This is a genomic window from Amycolatopsis sp. NPDC049253 (assembly GCF_040678995.1).
Lineage (GTDB): Bacteria > Actinomycetota > Actinomycetes > Mycobacteriales > Pseudonocardiaceae > Amycolatopsis.
The window spans coordinates 219,928-236,846 of the sequence record NZ_JBFAQX010000006.1; the positions used below are offsets into that span (position 1 = coordinate 219,928).

Genomic DNA, 16,919 nt, shown 5'->3' on the forward strand with positions numbered 1-16,919 from the left:
GGCCTTCACCAGAACGGCTTCGCCACCTCAACCGGCATCGTGGCCGGCTTTGGCCACACGCGGACTTCATAAGGATACCTGTTGCCGAAGTGTGAGGACCGCCACGCCCCATCATCGGTTAGGCTCACCTAACCTGAAGCGTCAGGAAGCGCCGCCGAGGACTTGGGAGCCCACCGTGGGCAAAAAGGACAAGAAGCAGCCGGACACCCCCGCCGGGGTCGTCCGCAAGCTGATGAAGGCCGGCAAGGTGAAGAAGAAGTGCTGCCGGTCGTCCTCGAGGTGCAAGAAGTGCCCGGTGCTCGCTTTGAAGAAGGCGAAAACGGAACTCGCGAAAGCGGCCTGAACGCGTTTCCCGCCGGCATTTCCGGGTGATTTCACCCATGCCGATCGAATAGTCGGGCATTGGCGTGCATCGCAAGTACCGCGGCAGGCACGGGCTGGGTCGGCGCCACATCTGCCGGCGCGACAGAGCCACGCGACGCCACCAGTGGGCAACGGGTCCGGTTACCGGGTAATCCCGTTACCGTCGTCCGGCGGACGAAAGAAACCCGAGCCGCGGTCACGTACGGCAATGAAGGCTGAGCCTACCTCCGGAATCGCCCAGAGATGGCGGCACGGAAGCCGTTCCGGACGGCGCACCGGCGATCGATCCGCGCGACGAGGGCCGGGACCGGATTCCGAACCGGCCGGCGAGCGAGAGCAGTCCCGTCGTCACTGATCACCAGGGTTGGCGCCGCACCCGGTTCCCGGAGGCCACGGCGCCCGGAAAAGTGATCGTTCTCACGTTTCAGCGGCCGTCTGACGATCCCGACGGCCACCCCGTTTCGGACCGGGTGGCCGTGGCGATCGCGCCCTGATCAGTGCGCCACGGCCTCGTTGACCAGGCGCAACTCGGGTGCCGTCTTCGTCGGGGAGAACTCGATCACCTCGTAATGCGCGAGGTGCTGCGTCGCGAAGGGGTCCGTGGCCAGGATGGCGTCGAGCTTCCCGCGGGGCATCGGGCGCGTGATGATGACGCCGCCCGTCCGCGGGTTCTGGCGGCCGGAGGCCAGGAAATGACCGTGGTCGTACTGCTTGCCGAGCCACTCGGCGTGGTCCGGCAGCGCCAGGTCGATCTCCTCGATGGGCGCGGTGTAGGTGAGCAAGACGACGAACATGTCTTGACGGTAAACCCGGTTCCGCCCCACGGCACCTGCAAGTGTTCTAAGGTGTTCACCATGTTCGCGCACAGCACCCAGTGGTGGCCGCCCTCCGGCGGCCCTCTTGCTCTGCGCTGAACTCCAGCGAAGGCCGCCCCGGTGGGCGGCCTTCTCGCTTGTCAGGCGGGTCTCCTCCCGGGGCACACACCCAGGAGAGGAACCCCAGTGGTCCAGTTATCCGGCATCACCCCGTCCGGCCACGTGCACCTCGGCAACCACCTAGGCGCGCTGCGTCGCTTCGCGTCCGACAGCGAGCCGGACGACCTGTTCTTCGTCTCCGACCTGCACGCGATGACCACCGCGCACAACCCCGCGAAGCTGCGCGCCCTGGCGACGGAGCAGCTGGCCGTGATGGTGGCGACCGGCGTCGACCCCGAGCGCGTGTTCGTGCAGTCGGACATCGCGAAGGAGCTGGGCGCGCTGACGTGGATCCTCGAGTGCACCTGCTCCTACGGCGAGGCCGCGCGGATGATCCAGTTCAAGGAGAAGGCGAAAGGCCAGGCCGGCGTCCGGCTCAGCCTGCTCACCTACCCCGTGCTGATGGCCGCTGACATCCTGCTGCAAGGCGCGTCCGACGTCCCGGTCGGCGAGGACCAGAGCCAGCACGTGGAGCTCGCCCGCACGCTGGCAAGGCGGTTCAACTCGACCTACGGCGAGGTGTTCACGGTGCCGCGCGCCGTGCTGCCGCCCACCGGCGCGCGGGTGAAGGACCTGGTCGAACCGACGCGCAAGATGTCCAAGTCCGCGCACGACGCCGCGGGCGTGGTCTTCGTGCTCGACGAGCCGGACCAGGTGCGCCGCAAGATCCGCCGGGCGCGCACCGACGGCGGGTCGGTGCCCGCGTACGCCCCCGAAAGCCGGCCGGGCATCGCGAACCTACTGGACATCCTCGCCGCCTGCACCGGCCGCAACCCGAACGAGCTGGCCGACGAGTACCCGTCCTACGGCGTGCTCAAGGACGCCGTCGCCGACGCCGTGATCGAGGAGCTGCGCCCGGTGCGCGAACGCACGATGGCCCTGCTCGCCGACACCGCGGAGCTCGAACGCGTCCGCAAGGCCGGTGCGATCCGCGCCGCCGAACGCGGCGACCACCGGCTGTCCTCGGCACTGCGCCTCATCGGCGCCGGCTGAAGAGCCCGGGCGGGTTTTCCTTGACGCGCAAGGGAAACCCGCCCCCTGCCGCGGGAGAACGTCAGCTGATCAGCAACGCGCGCAACGCCGGGATCAGCCCGCGATCCGCCGGTAGCCAGTCCACCTCGTCGAGCTCGTCCGGCCCGACCCAGCGCAAGGCCGTGTGCTCGACCGCCCGCGGCTCGTCGCCCGGGGAGATCAGCGCGGCGGAGTACACGCGCAGCACCTTCCCGCCCGGCAACGGCACCTCGTCGCCGACGCGCCCGCCCACCGTGACGGCGACGTCGAGCTCCTCCTGGCATTCGCGGGCCAGCGCGTACGAGTCGGTCTCGCCTTCCTCGACGCGCCCGCCCGGCAGCTCCCACTGTCCCGCGTGGTGCGGCGGCCACGCCCGCTGCTGGGTGAGCAACTTCCCGTCGCGCACCAGCGCCGCCCCGACGATGACCCCGTCCATCGGCCCAGTGTCCCGCACCGCGTTCACCCCGTTGCCGCGGCCCGATCCGCGCGCCACCTCACCTCGAAGCGCGCACCTCCGTCCGGCGACTCCCCCACGCGCACGCGCCCGCCCCGCCGGCGCACGGCTTCGGCGACCATCGCCAGGCCCAGGCCCGTTCCGCCGGACGAGCGGGCGCGGTCGTCGGCCACGCGGTAGAAGCGGTCGAACACCTTGGCCCGGTGCTCGGGCGCGATGCCGGGGCCGTCGTCGTCCACGACCACCCGCACATCGGAGCGCGAGGCGAGCACGGACACCACGATCTGGCCGGTGGCGTAGCGGCAGGCGTTGCGCAGGAGGTTGTCGAGCACCAGCTCCACCTCCGAGTGCGTCGCGAGCGCCCACGCCTGCGCGACGGCGGCGCTCACCCGGGCCTGTGGCGCACCGGCCGGCAGCCGGTCCACGGCCGCGCGCACCTCCGTGACCAGCTCCACCGGTTCGGCGGGCGGCACCTCGCCGGCGTCGGAACGAGCGAGCGACAACAGGCCGTCGAGCAGGGCCGACAGGCGTTCGGCCTCGGCGAGGATGTCCGCGAGCGTCTCTTGCGCCAGCTCCGGATCCGGGTTCGTCACGGCGACCTCGGCCTGCACCCGGATCGACGCGACGGGCGAACGCAGTTCGTGCGCCGCGTCGCCGGTGAAGCGGCGGAGGCGGCTGCTCACCTCTTCCTGCCGGGCGAGGAGCGCGTTGAACTCCTCGGCCAGCGCGCGCAGCTCGTCTTGCGACGTCGGCAGCGGCAGCCGCGAACCCGGCGGCAACGAGCGCACCAGACCCCGCATCCGCGCCACGGGCCGTAGCGCGAAGCGCACCACCAGCCACGTCGCGAGCCCCGCCACCACGGCGCCGACCAGCGCGACGAGCACCAGCCACAGGCCGCCGGAGTGCACCGCCGCGGCGAACCCCACGAGCCCCGCGCCCACGACGACCAGCCGCTGGCTGCCGTCGGGCGCGCTCACGACCTGGCCCCGCCAGCGGTCGCCGTCGGTCTGCACGGGCACGCCCGCCTTGAGCTGCCCGATCGCGTCGCCGCTCAACGGCGGCCGCGGCCCGCCGTCGACCGGCGCGCCCGAGATGTCCAGCACACGCACCGAAACCGGGTCCGCACCCGCCGGCGGTCGTCCCGCCGCGGCCGAGGCCGACGCGGGTCCGAGCGCGGCCGTGAGCTCGTGGTCGACGGAGTCGACGAGCAGCGGTTCGAGCCGGCTGGCGGCGAGCGTGGCGAGGCCGAGCAGGCAGGCGAGCGTGATCGTGGTGGCCAGCACCGTGATCCGGACCTGCAGCGACCGGCCTCGCCACCAGGACGGTGAGCCGATCACATGACCTCGTCCAGCTGCGCGTCGGAGGCGAGGTAACCGTGGCCGCGCACCGTCCGCAGCAGCGCCCCGGCGCCGACCGCGTCGAGCTTGCGCCGCACGTAGCCGACGTAGACCTCCACGAGGTTGCGCGTCACGGCCTGCTCCTCGCCCCAGACCGCGCGCAGCAGCTCGTCCTTCGTGACGACGGTGCCCGCGCGGCCCACGAGCACCTCCAGCAGCCCGAACTCGCGCGGCGACAGCGGCACCTCGGTGCCGTCCCAGCGCACCTGCCGCAACGCGCGGTCGACCTCCAGCGAACCGAGCCGCAGCGTGCCGCGCGAAGCGTCGGGCCCGGCGCGCCGCAGCACCGCACGCACCTGCGCGACCAGCACGACGAAGGAGAACGGCTTCACGAGGTACCCGTCGGCGCCGAGGTCGAGCCCGTCGGCCTGGTCGATCTCGCCGTCCTTGGCGGACACGAGCAGGACCGGAGTCGTCACGTTCTCCGCGCGCAGGTGCTGCAGCACGCGGTAGCCGGACAGGCCGGGCAGCATGATGTCGAGCAGCACCACGTCGAACGCGCCGGTGCGCGCCAGCCGCAGCCCGGACGGCCCGTCGGCCGCCGTGACCACGTCCATGTCCTCCGCGCGCAGGCCGCGTTGCAGCGCCTTGAGCACGCCCGGCTCGTCGTCGACCACCAGCACCCGAGGTTTCACGAGGTTCATCATGGCCGGTTTGCGCAGGTCGTGCGCGAGCTCTCAGCGCGATCTCAGCCGCGGAGGCCGAGCATTCAGGGGTATCTCAGCCTCGAGAGGGAAGCGTCGGTTCCGGGAGCCGAGCACACTGGGGCTCGGAAACACAGGGAGAGACGACATGGATCCGAAGAAGAAGGCCATCACCGCGGCCGTCGTCGGCACCGCTCTGGGGGTCGGGGGGCTCGTGGTGGTCGCGATGCCGGCTTCGGCCGGCGACGCGCCGAAGCTGCCGCAGATCAGCGCCGAGGACCTGGTTCAATCCGTGATGACGGCGAACCCCGGTCCGTTCGACGGCACCGTGAGCGTGAGCAACGACCTCGGCCTGCCCGCCATGGGCGCGGCCGGCGGCGCGGTCCCGGGGATGAGCGCGCTGAACATCGACTCCGCGCACGTGTTCAGCGACGGCGCCGGCAAGGCCAAGATCTCGCTGACCAACGGCGCTTCGCAGGAGACGATCGTCCGCAACGGCACCACCGTGTGGGACTACCACTCCAGCAACAACTCGGCGACGAAGACGACCATCCCGGCCGACGTCGCCACGAAGCACGAGATGGGTGCCGGCGAGATGGCCGACCCGGCCACCGCGACCAAGGAGCTGCTGGCCAAGGTCCGCGAGAACAGCACCGTCTCCGTGGACGGCACGGCGAACGTCGCCGACCGCCCGGCCTACGAGCTGGTCTTCACCCCGAAGCCGACCGAACGCACGCTCCTGCGCGAAATCCGCGTGGCCGTGGACTCGCAGACGCGCATGCCGCTGCGGCTTTCCGTGCTGAGCAACGGAACCACCGCGCCGGCGCTCCAGGTGGCGTTCACCGACGTGAAGTTCGCTCCACAGTCGGCCGACCTGTTCACCTTCACCCCGCCGCAGGGCGCCAAGGTGACGGAAAAGACCGCGAAGGTCGACGACCAGACCAAGGCGCTGGCCGACGAGGCCAAGCAGGACACCAAGCTCGTCGGTGACGGCTGGGACACCGTCATCACGGGCAAGGTGCCGGCCGACGCGCTGTCCGGCAAGAAGCCGGCCGGTGCCTCCGGGGCCGAGGGCCGGAGCGCCGACCCGCAGCAGCTGCTCAGCCGCTTCGCCAAGCGCGTGAGCGGCACCTGGGGCAGCGGCTACCTGTTCACCACCAAGGTCGGCGGCGCGGTGCTGACCGACGACGGGCGGTTCGCCGCCGGTGCGGTGCCGGAGCAGGTGCTGTACGAGGCGCTGGGCCAGAAGTGACCGACACGACCAGTGCGGTGGTAGCCGGGGCGGGCATCTCCCAGGAGGTGTCCGCCCCGGCGGTCCCGCTCGCCGCGCGCACGCGCGGGCTGCGCAAGGTCTACCGCGGCACGGTCGCGGTGGACCACGTCGACCTCGACGTGCCCGAAGGGGCCGTGCTCGGGATGCTCGGGCCCAACGGCTCGGGCAAGACGACCACGATCCGCATGCTGCTGGGCCTCGTGCGGCCCACCGAGGGCGAGGTCGAGCTGCTCGGCCGGCCGATGCCCGAAGGCGCGCCGCACGCGCTGCCCGACGTCGGCGCGCTCGTGGAAGGCCCGGGCTTCCACCCGTTCCTTTCCGGGCGCGACAACCTGCTGCGCTTCGCGGCCGCCGAGCCGCGGCTGGCGTCGGGGGCGATCCCGGCGGCCGTGGACGGGGCGCTGGAGCGCGTGGGCCTCACGGCAGCCGCGCGCCGCCGTTACAAGGGCTATTCGCTCGGCATGAAGCAACGGCTGGGGCTGGCCGCGGCGCTGCTGGTGCCGCGCCGGATGGTGATCCTCGACGAGCCGACCAACGGCCTCGACCCCGCCGGCACGCGCGAGATCCGCCGCATCATCGCCGAGCTGCACGCCGACGGCTGCACCGTGCTCGTGTCTTCGCACCTGCTCGCCGAGGTCGAGGCGACGTGCACCCACGTCGCCGTGCTGCAGTCGGGCACGGTCGTGGCTCAGGGCGAGCTGGCCGAGCTGCTGGAGTCGGGCAACGCGGCGCTGCTCGTGCGCACGCCCGACGCGGAGCACGCGGTGGAAGTGTTGCGGGAGAACCGGATCGGGGCCCGGCTCACGCCCGACGGCGTCCGCGCCGACCTCACCGCCACGCCCGCGCCGCGGGTGCTGCAGGTGCTCGTGGGCGCCGGTGTCGAGGTGCACGAGGCGACTCGCGCGCGAACCGGGCTGGAGGACCTGTTCGCGCGGCTCACCGAAGGTGCCAACGGCTCCGAATCCGAGGGGGAAGCATGACCACCGCGACGCTCACGGCACCCGTGAGCCGCACGGGCCACGACACGGTGCCGCTGCCGCGCCTCGTCGCGGCCGAGCTGCGCTGGATCTTCCGGCGCCCGCGCACGCTGGCCGTGCTCGCGCTGCTGGCCGTGGTGCCGATCGTGATCGGCATCGGCCTCACGCTGGTCGGCGACAGCGGTCCCGACGGAGGCCCGGCCGACGGCGACGCGGCGCTGCTCGCGTCGGCCGTGAACAACGCGCTGGTGCTGCCCATCGCCGCGCTGACGATGACGCTGGCCCTGCTGCTTCCGCTGGCCTCGGCCATGGCCGGCGCCGACGCGCTCGCGGGCGAAGCCGCCCACGGCACGTTGCGCGCGTGGCTCGTCGCCCCCGTCAGCCGCGGCCGGCTGCTGGTGGTGAAGGCGATCGGCGTGGCGGTCGTGTGCGTGGTCGCGGTGCTGGCGATGTGCGTCACGGGCGTGGTGACCGGGCTGATCATCAACGGCACCGGATCGCTGTTCACGCTGTCGGGCACGACGTTGTCGCTCGGCGCGGCGCTGGGCCGGATCCTGCTGGTGGCGGGCTGGATCGTGCTGCAGCTGTGGGCCGTCGGCGCGGTCGCGCTGGCCGTGTCGAGCTGGACGGAACACCCGATGCTCGTGGTCGCCTCGGTGCTGGCCGGCGACATCGTGTTCACGATCCTCGGGTTCCTGACCTCGCTCGACTGGCTGCACCCGTTCCTGCTCACGCGCAACTGGTCCGAAGCCCCGACGGAGATCCTGCAGGACCCGATCGGTGGCTCGATGCTCACGGAAGGCGCGCTGCGAGCGGCTTGTTACATCATCGTGGGGCTGTCGCTGGCGTACGGCCGGCTGGCGACTCGGGACGGCTGAGTTCGAGGGGTTTCAGCCGACGATCGCGATCCCGTCCGGGTCCAGTGCGAGCCGGACGGGATCGCCCGCACGCAAGTCCGCCGTCACGGGGGCGACGGCGTCCACAGTGTCCTTTTCGGACAGCCGGACGACCAGCCTGAGGTGCTCACGGCGGTGCACCGCGGCCGTCACCTCGCCGGGCACGCCGGTTTCGGCCACGCGCAACGCATGGGGTCGCAAGCCGAGCCGGACCGGGCCGTCTTCGGGCTCCGGGAGCGCGACGTCGCCGAGTGCCGTGTGCACGACCCCGCCCGCCGCCACCCCGTCGACGAACGACGTGGCGCCGAGGAACTTCGCGACGTCGTCGTCCGCCGGGTTTCGCCACACGGACCGCACGGCGCCTTCCTGCCGGATCTGGCCGGCGTCGAGCACGGCCACGCGGTCGGCGAGCGTGAACGCCTCTTCTTGGTCATGGGTGACCAGCAGCGCGGTGATCTTGCTGCGTCGCAATAGGTCCGCGAGGTCGATGGCGAGCTGCTCACGCAGCCCCGCGTCGAGGCCGGAGAGCGGTTCGTCGAGCAGCAGCAGCCGCGGTTCGGGCGCGAGGGCGCGGGCCAGGGCCACGCGCTGGGCCTGGCCGCCCGACAGCTCGGTGACGCGCCGGCGTTCGAACCCCTTGAGCCCCACCAGTTCCAGCAGCTCTTCGACGCGTGCTCGGTGTTTCGCCTTGGGGATCCCGTGCATGCGCAGGCCGAACGCGATGTTCGCGGCGACGTCGCGGTGCGGGAAGAGCTGGCCGTCTTGGAAGACCAGGCCGAACCCGCGCCGGTGCACGGGCACATCGGCGAGGTCGGTGCCGTCCCAGCTCACCGAGCCGGACGTCGCGGGCTCGAGGCCGGTGATGGCGCGCAGCAGCGTCGACTTGCCGGAGCCGGAAGGGCCGAGCAGGGCGAGTACCTCGCCGTCGGTGATGTCGAGGCGCGCGTCGCGCACCGCCGCGAACGAGCCGTAGTGGACCGTGAGGTCCCGCACTGCGAGCGCCATCTAGAACTCCCCCACCGTGCCGTGCCCGCGGACGGAGCCGAACCGGTCGATCAGCGCGACGGCCACGACCGTCACGACCATGAGCAGCGCGCACGCGGCGTACGCCATCTGGTTGTTGAGCTCGCCCGGGCGGGAGATGAGCGTTGCGACGGCGACGGGCAGGGTCGGCGCGTCCGGGCGGGCGAGGAAGCTCGTGGCGCCGAACTCGCCGAGCGCCACCACGTAGCCGAACCCGGCGGCCGCGACGAGCGAACGCGCGGTGAGCGGCAGGTCGATCTCGCGCCACACGCGCGCCGGGCTCGCCCCGAGCGTCGACGCGGCCTGGCGCAGCCGCACGTCGACGGCCCGCAGCACCGGCAGGATCATCCGCACGACCAGCGGGATGATCACCAGCGCCTGCGCGAGCGGCACGAGCAGCGGCGACGTGCGCAGGTCGCCGGGCAGCGCGTCGAGCGTCACGAGGTACCCGAAGCCGACCGTCACGGCGGAGACGCCGAGCGGCAGCATCAGGGCGGCGTCCATCGTCTCGCCCATGCCGCGGGCGAGGCGCCCGGGCGCACGTCTCAAGGCGACGAGCACCACGCTGGCCAGCACGCCGACGGTCATCGCGAGCAGGGTCGCGTCGGTGGCCGCGGCGAGGGAGTTCTTGGCCGCCACCCAGCCGGAGACCTGCAGCGCGTCGTCGGTGCCGGTGCTCGCGAGCGCGCGGAACCCGGCGAGGCTCCAACCGTCCGGTGTGGACACCGACTCCAGCAGCAGCGCGACGATCGGCGTCATCAGCAGCGCGATCACGACCGCGGCGGCGCCGACCGTCCACCATTCGCCTTTTCTCGGCCGCCTGGGCGTGGACTGCTTGAGTTTCACGGCGTTCTCGCGCCGCCGCCGGGCAATCGCGCCCAGCCCGAGCGCGGCGAGGACGGCGGCGAACTGGATGAGTGACAGCGCGGCGGCGCCGGAGAGGTCCAGCAGGTCGACCGTGCGCAGGTAGATCTCGGTCTCGAGCGTGCGGTAGCGGCCGCCGCCGAGGATGAGCACCACGCCGAAGCTGGTGGCGCAGAAGAGGAAGACGACCGCCGCGGCCGACGCGACGGCCGGGCCGAGCGCCGGGAGCGTCACCGTGCGGAAGGCTCGCCACGGAGAGGCGCCCAACGCGCGGGCGGCCTCCGTCGCCCGCGGGTCGAGGTGACTCCACAGCCCGGCGACGGTGCGGGCGACCACGGCGACGTTGAAAAACGCGTTGGCCAGCACCAGCGGCAGCACGCCGCCGTCGGGCCACAGCGCGCGGAACGCGAGCCCGACGACAACCGTCGGCAGCACGAACGGCACCAGCACCAGCGTGCGCGCCAGCCCGACGCCCGGCAGCTTCACGCGCGCGAGCACGTACGCCACCGGCAGCCCCGCGACCACGGCGACGACCGTGGACGCGGCGGCGCTGACCAGCGTGAACGCGGCGAGCTGCCACGTCTGCGCGTCGGCCAGGACCGTGTCCACGCCGCCGGCCGAGAAGCCGCGGCCGAGGATCGCGACGACCGGCCAGGCGAAGAACACGACCAGGAACGCGACGGGCAGCAGGCCGAGCAGCGCCAGGCCCGCTGTGCGCGCGGTCTGCGCCGGCGTTACGCGCCCATGAGCGAGCGCCATTCACCGATCCACTTCTCACGGCCGGCCTGGATCTGGTCGGCGGGCAGAGTCGCGGGGTCCTGCGGCAGCGGCGCGGCCGCGGCCCAGCCGGCGGGCAGGTCGACGCCTTCGCGGGCCGGGTAGACGTACATGTTGGCCGCGACCGTCGTCTGGAACTGCTGCGACAGCAGGAAGTCGACCACCTTCTGGGCCTGCGGGACCTGCTTGGTGCCGGCGAGGACGCCGGCGTACTCGATCTGGCGGAAGCACGTGTCGAGCAGGGCCTTGGTGCGAGGCTTGCCGTCGTCGCCGATCTCGGCGGCCGGGGAGGACGCGTAGGAGATCACGATGGGGCGCGGGCCCTTGCCCGAGGAGCCGGAGAAGTCCTTGGTGTAGGCCTCTTCCCAACCGCTGTCGACCTTGACGCCGTTGGCCTTGAGCTTGGCCCAGTAGTCGTGCCAGCCCTGCTCGCCGTACTTCGCCACGGTGCCCAGCAGGAACGCCAGCCCGGGCGAGGCCGTGGCGGGGCTCTCGGCGACGGTGAGGTCCTTGTACTTCGGGTCGGCGAGGTCGTCGTACGTCTTGGGCTCGGGCAGGTGCTTGCTCGCGAAGTAGGCGGGGTCGATGTTGACGCAGACGTCGCCGACGTCGACCGCGCTCAGGCGGTGCTGCGAGTCCACCGAGTACCGCTGCGGCCCGCGGTCGGCCTCGGGGCTCGTGTACGCCTGGAAGACGCCTTCACCCAGGGCGCGCGACGCGAACGTGTTGTCGACGCCGAACGCGACGTCGCCGATCGGGTTGGCTTTGGTGAGCACCAGCTTGTTGGTGAGCTCCCCCGCGTCGCCCGACTTGAGGATCTTGAGCTTGATCCCGGACTGCCTCTGGAACGCGTCGAGCACGTCCTGCGGCGCGACGAACGAGTCGTGCGTGACGAGCGTGACCGTCGGGGTCTGCTGGGCGTCGCCACCCGAGCCGCCGGACAGCGAGCACGCGCTCGCCAGCACCGTGACCGTGGCCAGTCCCAGCACCGTGCGTGCGGTCCGCGGAATCATCTGCCCTCCTTGCGCCGGATGCGGGGAGAGCAGCCCTCCCTGCGCCGGCATGATCCGGAATCAGGTGCGAACGGTCGCGGGCTTTACCGCCCGCCTCTCAGCCCGGCTGCACCGGACTCCCGTGGCAACCGTGCAGCGTAGCCCAAACGGGTTCACCATTGGACACATGGCGCAACTACTGAACGATTCCGAGATCTCGTCCGCCCTGGCCACCGTGCCCGACTGGCAGCGCGACGGCGCCACGATCACCCGTTCGGTGACCCTGTCTTCCTTCCCGAACGCCGTGGCCTACGTCGTCCGCGTCGCCGAACTCGCCGAGGCCGCCGACCACCACCCGGACATCGACATCCGCTGGCGCACGGTGACCTTCCACCTCTCCACCCATTCGGAAGGCGGCCTCACCTCGAAGGACTTCGCCCTCGCCGCTCAGATCGACGCCGCGCTCACCGTGTGACGCGCCCTACTGTCGCGACACCTTCCGCGCGCTGACACGTCCCCCCTTCGTACGTTCCACGAGGAGGGACCCCTTTCCATGACCCAGGCAATCGTCGTCGGCACTGTCTCGTTCACCCTGATAGTCGCCGTCGCCGGCGCGGTCCTGTGGCGCACTTTCCGCGCCCACCGTGATCTCGACCACAGGCCGTAACACCACCCTTGATCAGCGCGCTATCCCAGCGGAATCCGCCCGCCCCGCCCCCGCTAGGACACGCGATGAACCACTCGCCCACCACCCTCTCGGCCACCCAGCGCGCCTGGATCACCCTGTTCACCACGGCGTTCACACTGGCGGCGCTGGTGGTGCTCGGCCTGCTCGGCTGAGCGTTCTTTTCACCCTTCGCAACACCGGACGGTTCGATGCCGACGACTCGGCATGAACCGTTGTTCCGTCGCGTCCGCGGCAGCCGTGCTGTGCCTGGCTGCCGCGTCCTGCGCGCAACCTGACCCGCCCCCGCCACCCGTACCGACCTCGGCGGCCCCTGCCGCTCCGGTTTCGCCGACCTCGCCACCGCCTTCACCGACGTCGACCCCTCTGTCGACGACGACTCCGGCGACCACGACCACGTCGGCCTCCACGCCGCGGACCACCCGGACGTCACCCAAACCCCGGATCCGCGACACCCGCCCCGGCTGCGGCCAACGAGCCGTCAACGCACGCAAGTTCAACCCGAGTTGCAAGGAATACCAGGGCTACCTCGACCCCGGCGGCCCCGGCCGCGGCAAAACCTCCGGCGAAACCCAGCGCGAGTGGCTGTGCGAACAGGGCATGCTGCCGAAGCACGAATGCTGAAGCTGTGTTCGTGGTGCAACCCCGGGTTGGCGGTAGACGATCACCACGAGAGCCTGCGATCGTGGTGATCATGACTCCGGAGGATGATCCACCGGCGTTGTTCGCCCTGCCCCGGCGGCGCGAACCGCTCGCGGCGTTCCAGCGTCGCCTCAGGCACCACCGGCCGGCAGCGCCGCCGAGCACGACCCGTGTCCACGGCCGCACGCCCACCGGCACGGTCCACCTCGTCACCGACGAATGGCTGCCCGCCTGCGGCACGGGCCTCAACGGGTGGGACTACCGCGGCCTGAACCCGACGGACGAAGCCGTGACCTGCCACCGCTGCGACGCCATCATCGCGCGGACCCGCCCGCCCGAGGGTCAGCTGACGTTGTTCTGAAGCTCTTCCATGCGCTGGAACGCGAGTTCGGCAATCCGCAGGAGCCGTGCGTAGTACGGCCGCCCTGCTACGGGAAACTCGGCGAGCGAGTCCTGCAGTCTCGCCTCGCAATCCGCGAGCCAGTTCCAGCGGTCATCCGCGAGCAATTCTCCGCGAGACACCCGCTCCGACAGCGCGAAGATGTTGGCGTCGATCATCACGGCGCACACCGAGCCGTAGTCCCGGCCCCGCACGACGTCGGGAGCGGGGAACGGCGCCGCGCGGTGCTCGGCAAGGGCCGTCTCCAGTTCGGGGATCACTAAGACAGCCCAGAGCGCGCCAGCCGCCCCGCTTCGGGGAACTCCGAGAACGAGTCGTGCAATCTGGCCTCGCCGTCCGCGAGAAAATTCCACTGCCGAACCAGCAGCGTGTGCCCGGCGGCCACCGCCTTCGGTTCGTCGGTCACCCGCCCGGGCTTTGACCGCAAGCAAGGCTCAGACGTTGAACCGGAACTCCACCACATCCCCGTCCGCCATCAGGTAGTCCTTGCCCTCCATGCGCACCTTCCCCGCGGCGCGCGCGGCGGCCATCGAGCCGGCCTCCATCAGGTCGGTGTACGACACGATCTCCGCCTTGATGAAGCCGCGCTCGAAGTCCGTGTGGATGACGCCCGCGGCTTGGGGGGCGGTGGCGCCCTGGGGGATCGTCCAGGCGCGCGATTCCTTCGGGCCCGCGGTGAGGTAGGTCTGCAGGCCGAGGGTGTGGAAGCCGGCGCGGGCGAGGGCGTTGAGGCCCGGCTCGGCCTGGCCGACGGACTCCAGCAGCTCGCGCACGGACTCCTCGTCGTCAAGTTCCAGCAGCTCGGATTCGACCTTCGCGTCGAGGAAGACGGCGTCGGCGGGGGCGACGAGCTTCTCCAGCTCCTCGCGCCGGTCGGAATCCGTGAGCACGCCCTCGTCGGCGTTGAAGACGTACAGGAACGGCTTCGTCGTCAGCAGACTCAGCTCGCGCAGCGACTCGAAGTCCACTTCCTTCTGCGCCTGGAACAGCGTGCGGCCCGCGTCGAGGATTTCCTTGGCGCGCTGGGCGTTCTCCAGCGCCGGGCGCGCTTCCTTCTTGGTGCGCGCCTCCTTCTCAAGGCGCGGCAGGGCCTTGTCGAGCGTCTGCAGGTCGGCGAGGATCAGCTCGGTGTTGATGGTCTCGATGTCGCTCGACGGGTCGATCCGGCCGTCGACGTGGACCACATCCGGGTCGTCGAACACGCGGATGACCTGGCAGATCGCGTTGGCCTCGCGGATGTTCGCGAGGAACTTGTTGCCCAGCCCGGCACCCTCGGACGCGCCCTTCACGATGCCCGCAATGTCCACAAAGGACACGACAGCCGGCACGATCTTCTCCGAGCTGTACATCTCCGCCAGCTTGTCGAGCCGCGGGTCCGGCAGCGGGACGACGCCGACGTTGGGCTCGATCGTCGCGAACGGGTAGTTCGCGGCGAGCACGTCGTTGCGCGTCAGCGCGTTGAACAGGGTGGACTTGCCGACGTTGGGCAGGCCGACGATACCGAGGGTCAGACTCACGACCGTTGAGTCTACGTGCCCGGCAAACGCCCCGGCCGACCCGGTAACGCCGTGTCGGATTCCCGCCAGTCAAGCCCGCGACCTGCTGGCACCATCGACCTCATGGCCACCCAGACCGCGCCCCTCTGGCGCGACACCGAGCGCTGCTACCGGGCCGTCACCGCCCGCGACCAGCGGTTCGACGGCCAGTTCATCATGGCCGTGCGCACCACCGGCATCTACTGCCGCCCGTCCTGCCCGGCGATCACGCCGAAGGCTCAGAACGTGCGGTTCTTCCCCACGTCGGCCGCCGCCCAGGCGAGCGGCTTCCGCGCGTGCCGGCGCTGCCTGCCCGACGCCGTGCCGGGTTCGCCCGACTGGAACGTCCGCGCCGACCTGGCCGCCCGCGCCATGCGCCTGATCTCCGACGGCTTGGTCGAGCGCGAAGGCGTGCCCGGCCTGGCGCGGCGGCTCGGCTACTCGGAACGCCAGCTCGGCCGCGTCCTCACCACCGAGTTGGGCGCCGGTCCCCTCGCGCTCGCCCGCGCCCACCGCGCGCACTCCGCGCGGCTGCTGATCGAGCTCTCCGCGCTGCCCCTCACCGACGTCGCGTTCGCCGCCGGCTTCTCCAGCATCCGGCAGTTCAACGAGACGATCCGCGAGGTCTTCGCGACGACGCCTTCGCAGCTTCGCGCGGCTTCACTGCGTCGCGGCCGCCGCGCCGAACCCACCGGCTCGACGCGGCTGAGCCTGCGCCTGCCGTTCCGCGCGCCGTTCGACGCGCAGGGCGTGCTGCGTTACCACGCCTCGCGCGTGTTACCGGGGGTCGAAGCCGTCGAGGAGAGCGCCGAGGGCATCACCGGCTACGGCCGCACGCTGCGGCTGTCCCACGGCCCCGGCCTGGTCTGGCTGTCGCCGCAACCGGATCACGTCCGGTGCGATCTCGCGCTGACCGACCTGCGCGACCTCGGCAGCGCGGTCTCCCGCGTCCGGCGGCTGCTCGACCTCGACGCGGATCCCGAGGCCGTCGCGCGCGTCCTCGGCGCGGATCCGGTGCTCGCGCCGCTGGTCACGAAGGTGCCGGGGCTGCGCGTGCCCGGTGCGGTCGACGGGCCGGAGCTGGTCCTGCGCACCGTGCTCGGCTCGGCCGCCGCCTCCGTCGCCGCGCTCGGCCCCCGGGTGCCGCCCGGCGAGCCGCCGATGGACACCCTGACCACGCTGTTCCCGGAACCCGGCGTGGTGGCCGCCGCCGACGTGCAACCGCACGTCAAGACGGTCGCCGCGGCATTGGCGGACGGCAGCCTCGACCCACACGTCGGCCGGGACCCGGGTGAGCTGCGGGCGGAGCTGCTCTCGTTCGGCATCGACGCCGACTACGTCCTGATGCGCGTGCTCGGTGCCCCCGACGTCCTGCTCGGCACCGATCCCGCCGTGCGCCGCTCCGCCGCCGCGCTCGGCCTCGACCTGTCCGGCGCGGCCCCCGGCTGGCGGCCGTGGAGCTCGTACGCCACCCGTTACCTGCAGACCTTCGACCCCGAGGAGAACCTCTCGTGAGCACCGCCTTCTGGTCCACTGTGGACACCAAGATCGGCCCCTTCACCGCCGTGGTGGCCGGCGACGGCGCCGTCCTCGCCTCCGGCTGGACCGCCGACGTCGCCGAGCTGACCCCGCTCATCTCCCCGTCGCTGGCCCCGACGACGCTCACCCGGCGCCGCGACCTGGGCCCCGTCACGGCCGCCGTGCGCCGCTACCACGCGGGTGAGCTGGACGCCGTCGACGACATCGAGGTGCGCCAACGCTCCGGCGCCTTCCGCCAGCACGCGTGGGACATGCTGCGCAAGGTCCCGCCGGGCAGCCCGGTGAGCTACGCCGAGTACGCCACGCTCTCGGGCAGCCCCACGGCCGTCCGCGCCGCCGCGTCGGTCTGCGCCCGCAACGCCGCCGCCCTCTTCGTGCCCTGCCACCGCGTCGTCCGCACCGGCGGCGCGGTCGGCAACTTCCGCTGGGGCACGGACGCGAAGCGCTGGCTGCTGACGCACGAGGCCGCCTGA

19 protein-coding genes and 1 riboswitch are annotated in these 16,919 nt (G+C 71.8%); of the genes, 9 read left to right on the plus strand and 10 right to left on the minus strand.

The window, feature by feature from the left end; genetic code table 11:
• Nucleotides 1-175 precede the first annotated feature (175 nt).
• Nucleotides 176-343, plus strand: coding sequence for a hypothetical protein (locus AB0K15_RS16780; protein WP_364050368.1), 168 nt, complete (start codon nucleotides 176-178; stop codon nucleotides 341-343).
• Nucleotides 344-857: 514 nt separating this feature from the next.
• On the opposite strand, the gene AB0K15_RS16785 is transcribed toward AB0K15_RS16780, so the two are convergent.
• Entirely contained in the window at nucleotides 858-1,157 is a 300-nt protein-coding gene (locus AB0K15_RS16785) for a YciI family protein (protein WP_364050371.1), read from the minus strand.
• Nucleotides 1,158-1,364: 207 nt separating this feature from the next.
• On the opposite strand from AB0K15_RS16785, the gene trpS reads away from it, so the two are divergent.
• Nucleotides 1,365-2,330: a tryptophan--tRNA ligase gene (trpS, locus tag AB0K15_RS16790; protein ID WP_364050374.1), complete on the plus strand. Its 966-nt coding sequence runs from the start codon at nucleotides 1,365-1,367 to the stop codon at nucleotides 2,328-2,330.
• A 61-nt stretch (nucleotides 2,331-2,391) separates the two neighbouring features.
• Here the strand turns inward: trpS and AB0K15_RS16795 are convergent, their stop codons facing one another.
• From AB0K15_RS16795 to AB0K15_RS16805, 3 genes are read right to left on the minus strand one after another with little or no spacing between them, the layout of a single operon-like run.
• Nucleotides 2,392-2,784, minus strand: coding sequence for a (deoxy)nucleoside triphosphate pyrophosphohydrolase (locus tag AB0K15_RS16795; RefSeq protein WP_364050377.1), 393 nt, complete (start codon nucleotides 2,782-2,784; stop codon nucleotides 2,392-2,394).
• Nucleotides 2,785-2,807: 23 nt separating this feature from the next.
• Nucleotides 2,808-4,139 (minus strand): HAMP domain-containing sensor histidine kinase, encoded by a 1,332-nt coding sequence (locus AB0K15_RS16800; RefSeq protein WP_364050380.1) that lies wholly within the window; start codon nucleotides 4,137-4,139, stop codon nucleotides 2,808-2,810.
• On the minus strand, nucleotides 4,136-4,846 hold the full coding sequence (locus AB0K15_RS16805; RefSeq protein ID WP_364050383.1) for a response regulator transcription factor: 711 nt from the start codon (nucleotides 4,844-4,846) through the stop codon (nucleotides 4,136-4,138). Before AB0K15_RS16805 ends, AB0K15_RS16800 begins: the two co-directional genes overlap by 4 nt.
• A gap of 145 nt (nucleotides 4,847-4,991) precedes the next feature.
• Between AB0K15_RS16805 and AB0K15_RS16810 the strand changes: the two genes are divergently transcribed.
• From AB0K15_RS16810 to AB0K15_RS16820, 3 genes are read left to right on the plus strand one after another with little or no spacing between them, the layout of a single operon-like run.
• On the plus strand, nucleotides 4,992-6,095 hold the full coding sequence (locus AB0K15_RS16810; RefSeq protein WP_364050386.1) for a sigma-E factor regulatory protein RseB domain-containing protein: 1,104 nt from the start codon (nucleotides 4,992-4,994) through the stop codon (nucleotides 6,093-6,095).
• Nucleotides 6,092-7,096 carry an ABC transporter ATP-binding protein gene (locus AB0K15_RS16815; RefSeq protein WP_364050389.1) on the plus strand — a complete coding sequence of 335 codons (1,005 nt, stop codon included), beginning with the start codon at nucleotides 6,092-6,094 and terminating at the stop codon, nucleotides 7,094-7,096. Before AB0K15_RS16810 ends, AB0K15_RS16815 begins: the two co-directional genes overlap by 4 nt.
• Nucleotides 7,093-7,971 (plus strand): ABC transporter permease subunit, encoded by an 879-nt coding sequence (locus AB0K15_RS16820; RefSeq protein ID WP_364050392.1) that lies wholly within the window; start codon nucleotides 7,093-7,095, stop codon nucleotides 7,969-7,971. The genes AB0K15_RS16815 and AB0K15_RS16820 overlap by 4 nt, the downstream gene beginning before the upstream one ends.
• A gap of 12 nt (nucleotides 7,972-7,983) precedes the next feature.
• Here the strand turns inward: AB0K15_RS16820 and AB0K15_RS16825 are convergent, their stop codons facing one another.
• Genes AB0K15_RS16825 through AB0K15_RS16835 form a run of 3 tightly spaced genes read right to left on the minus strand, consistent with a single transcriptional unit; the run spans nucleotide 7,984 to nucleotide 11,666 of the window.
• Complete coding sequence (locus AB0K15_RS16825) at nucleotides 7,984-8,994, minus strand: ABC transporter ATP-binding protein (protein WP_364050395.1); 1,011 nt, start codon at nucleotides 8,992-8,994, stop codon at nucleotides 7,984-7,986.
• Nucleotides 8,995-10,566 carry an iron ABC transporter permease gene (locus AB0K15_RS16830; protein WP_364050922.1) on the minus strand — a complete coding sequence of 524 codons (1,572 nt, stop codon included), beginning with the start codon at nucleotides 10,564-10,566 and terminating at the stop codon, nucleotides 8,995-8,997. It abuts the gene before it with no gap.
• 44 nt (nucleotides 10,567-10,610) lie between these two features.
• Entirely contained in the window at nucleotides 10,611-11,666 is a 1,056-nt protein-coding gene (locus AB0K15_RS16835; RefSeq protein WP_364050398.1) for a thiamine ABC transporter substrate-binding protein, read from the minus strand.
• 18 nt (nucleotides 11,667-11,684) lie between these two features.
• Nucleotides 11,685-11,799, minus strand: a riboswitch (TPP riboswitch).
• A 33-nt stretch (nucleotides 11,800-11,832) separates the two neighbouring features.
• Here AB0K15_RS16835 and AB0K15_RS16840 point away from each other — a divergent pair.
• Both AB0K15_RS16840 and AB0K15_RS16845 read left to right on the plus strand, forming a co-directional pair.
• Nucleotides 11,833-12,120: a 4a-hydroxytetrahydrobiopterin dehydratase gene (locus AB0K15_RS16840; protein WP_364050401.1), complete on the plus strand. Its 288-nt coding sequence runs from the start codon at nucleotides 11,833-11,835 to the stop codon at nucleotides 12,118-12,120.
• A 904-nt stretch (nucleotides 12,121-13,024) separates the two neighbouring features.
• Nucleotides 13,025-13,333 carry a hypothetical protein gene (locus AB0K15_RS16845; protein WP_364050404.1) on the plus strand — a complete coding sequence of 103 codons (309 nt, stop codon included), beginning with the start codon at nucleotides 13,025-13,027 and terminating at the stop codon, nucleotides 13,331-13,333.
• Here AB0K15_RS16845 and AB0K15_RS16850 read toward each other — a convergent pair.
• From AB0K15_RS16850 to ychF, 3 genes are read right to left on the minus strand one after another with little or no spacing between them, the layout of a single operon-like run.
• A complete protein-coding gene (locus AB0K15_RS16850; RefSeq protein WP_364050407.1) occupies nucleotides 13,315-13,632 on the minus strand; it encodes a hypothetical protein in 318 nt (105 codons plus the stop codon). The genes AB0K15_RS16845 and AB0K15_RS16850 overlap by 19 nt on opposite strands.
• Entirely contained in the window at nucleotides 13,632-13,778 is a 147-nt protein-coding gene (locus AB0K15_RS16855) for a hypothetical protein (RefSeq protein ID WP_364050410.1), read from the minus strand. Before AB0K15_RS16855 ends, AB0K15_RS16850 begins: the two co-directional genes overlap by 1 nt.
• A gap of 28 nt (nucleotides 13,779-13,806) precedes the next feature.
• Complete coding sequence (gene ychF, locus AB0K15_RS16860) at nucleotides 13,807-14,889, minus strand: redox-regulated ATPase YchF (RefSeq protein WP_364050413.1); 1,083 nt, start codon at nucleotides 14,887-14,889, stop codon at nucleotides 13,807-13,809.
• A gap of 102 nt (nucleotides 14,890-14,991) precedes the next feature.
• Here ychF and AB0K15_RS16865 point away from each other — a divergent pair, with 102 nt between their 5' ends.
• Complete coding sequence (locus tag AB0K15_RS16865) at nucleotides 14,992-16,422, plus strand: AlkA N-terminal domain-containing protein (RefSeq protein WP_364050416.1); 1,431 nt, start codon at nucleotides 14,992-14,994, stop codon at nucleotides 16,420-16,422.
• Entirely contained in the window at nucleotides 16,419-16,919 is a 501-nt protein-coding gene (locus AB0K15_RS16870; protein ID WP_364050419.1) for a methylated-DNA--[protein]-cysteine S-methyltransferase, read from the plus strand. Before AB0K15_RS16865 ends, AB0K15_RS16870 begins: the two co-directional genes overlap by 4 nt.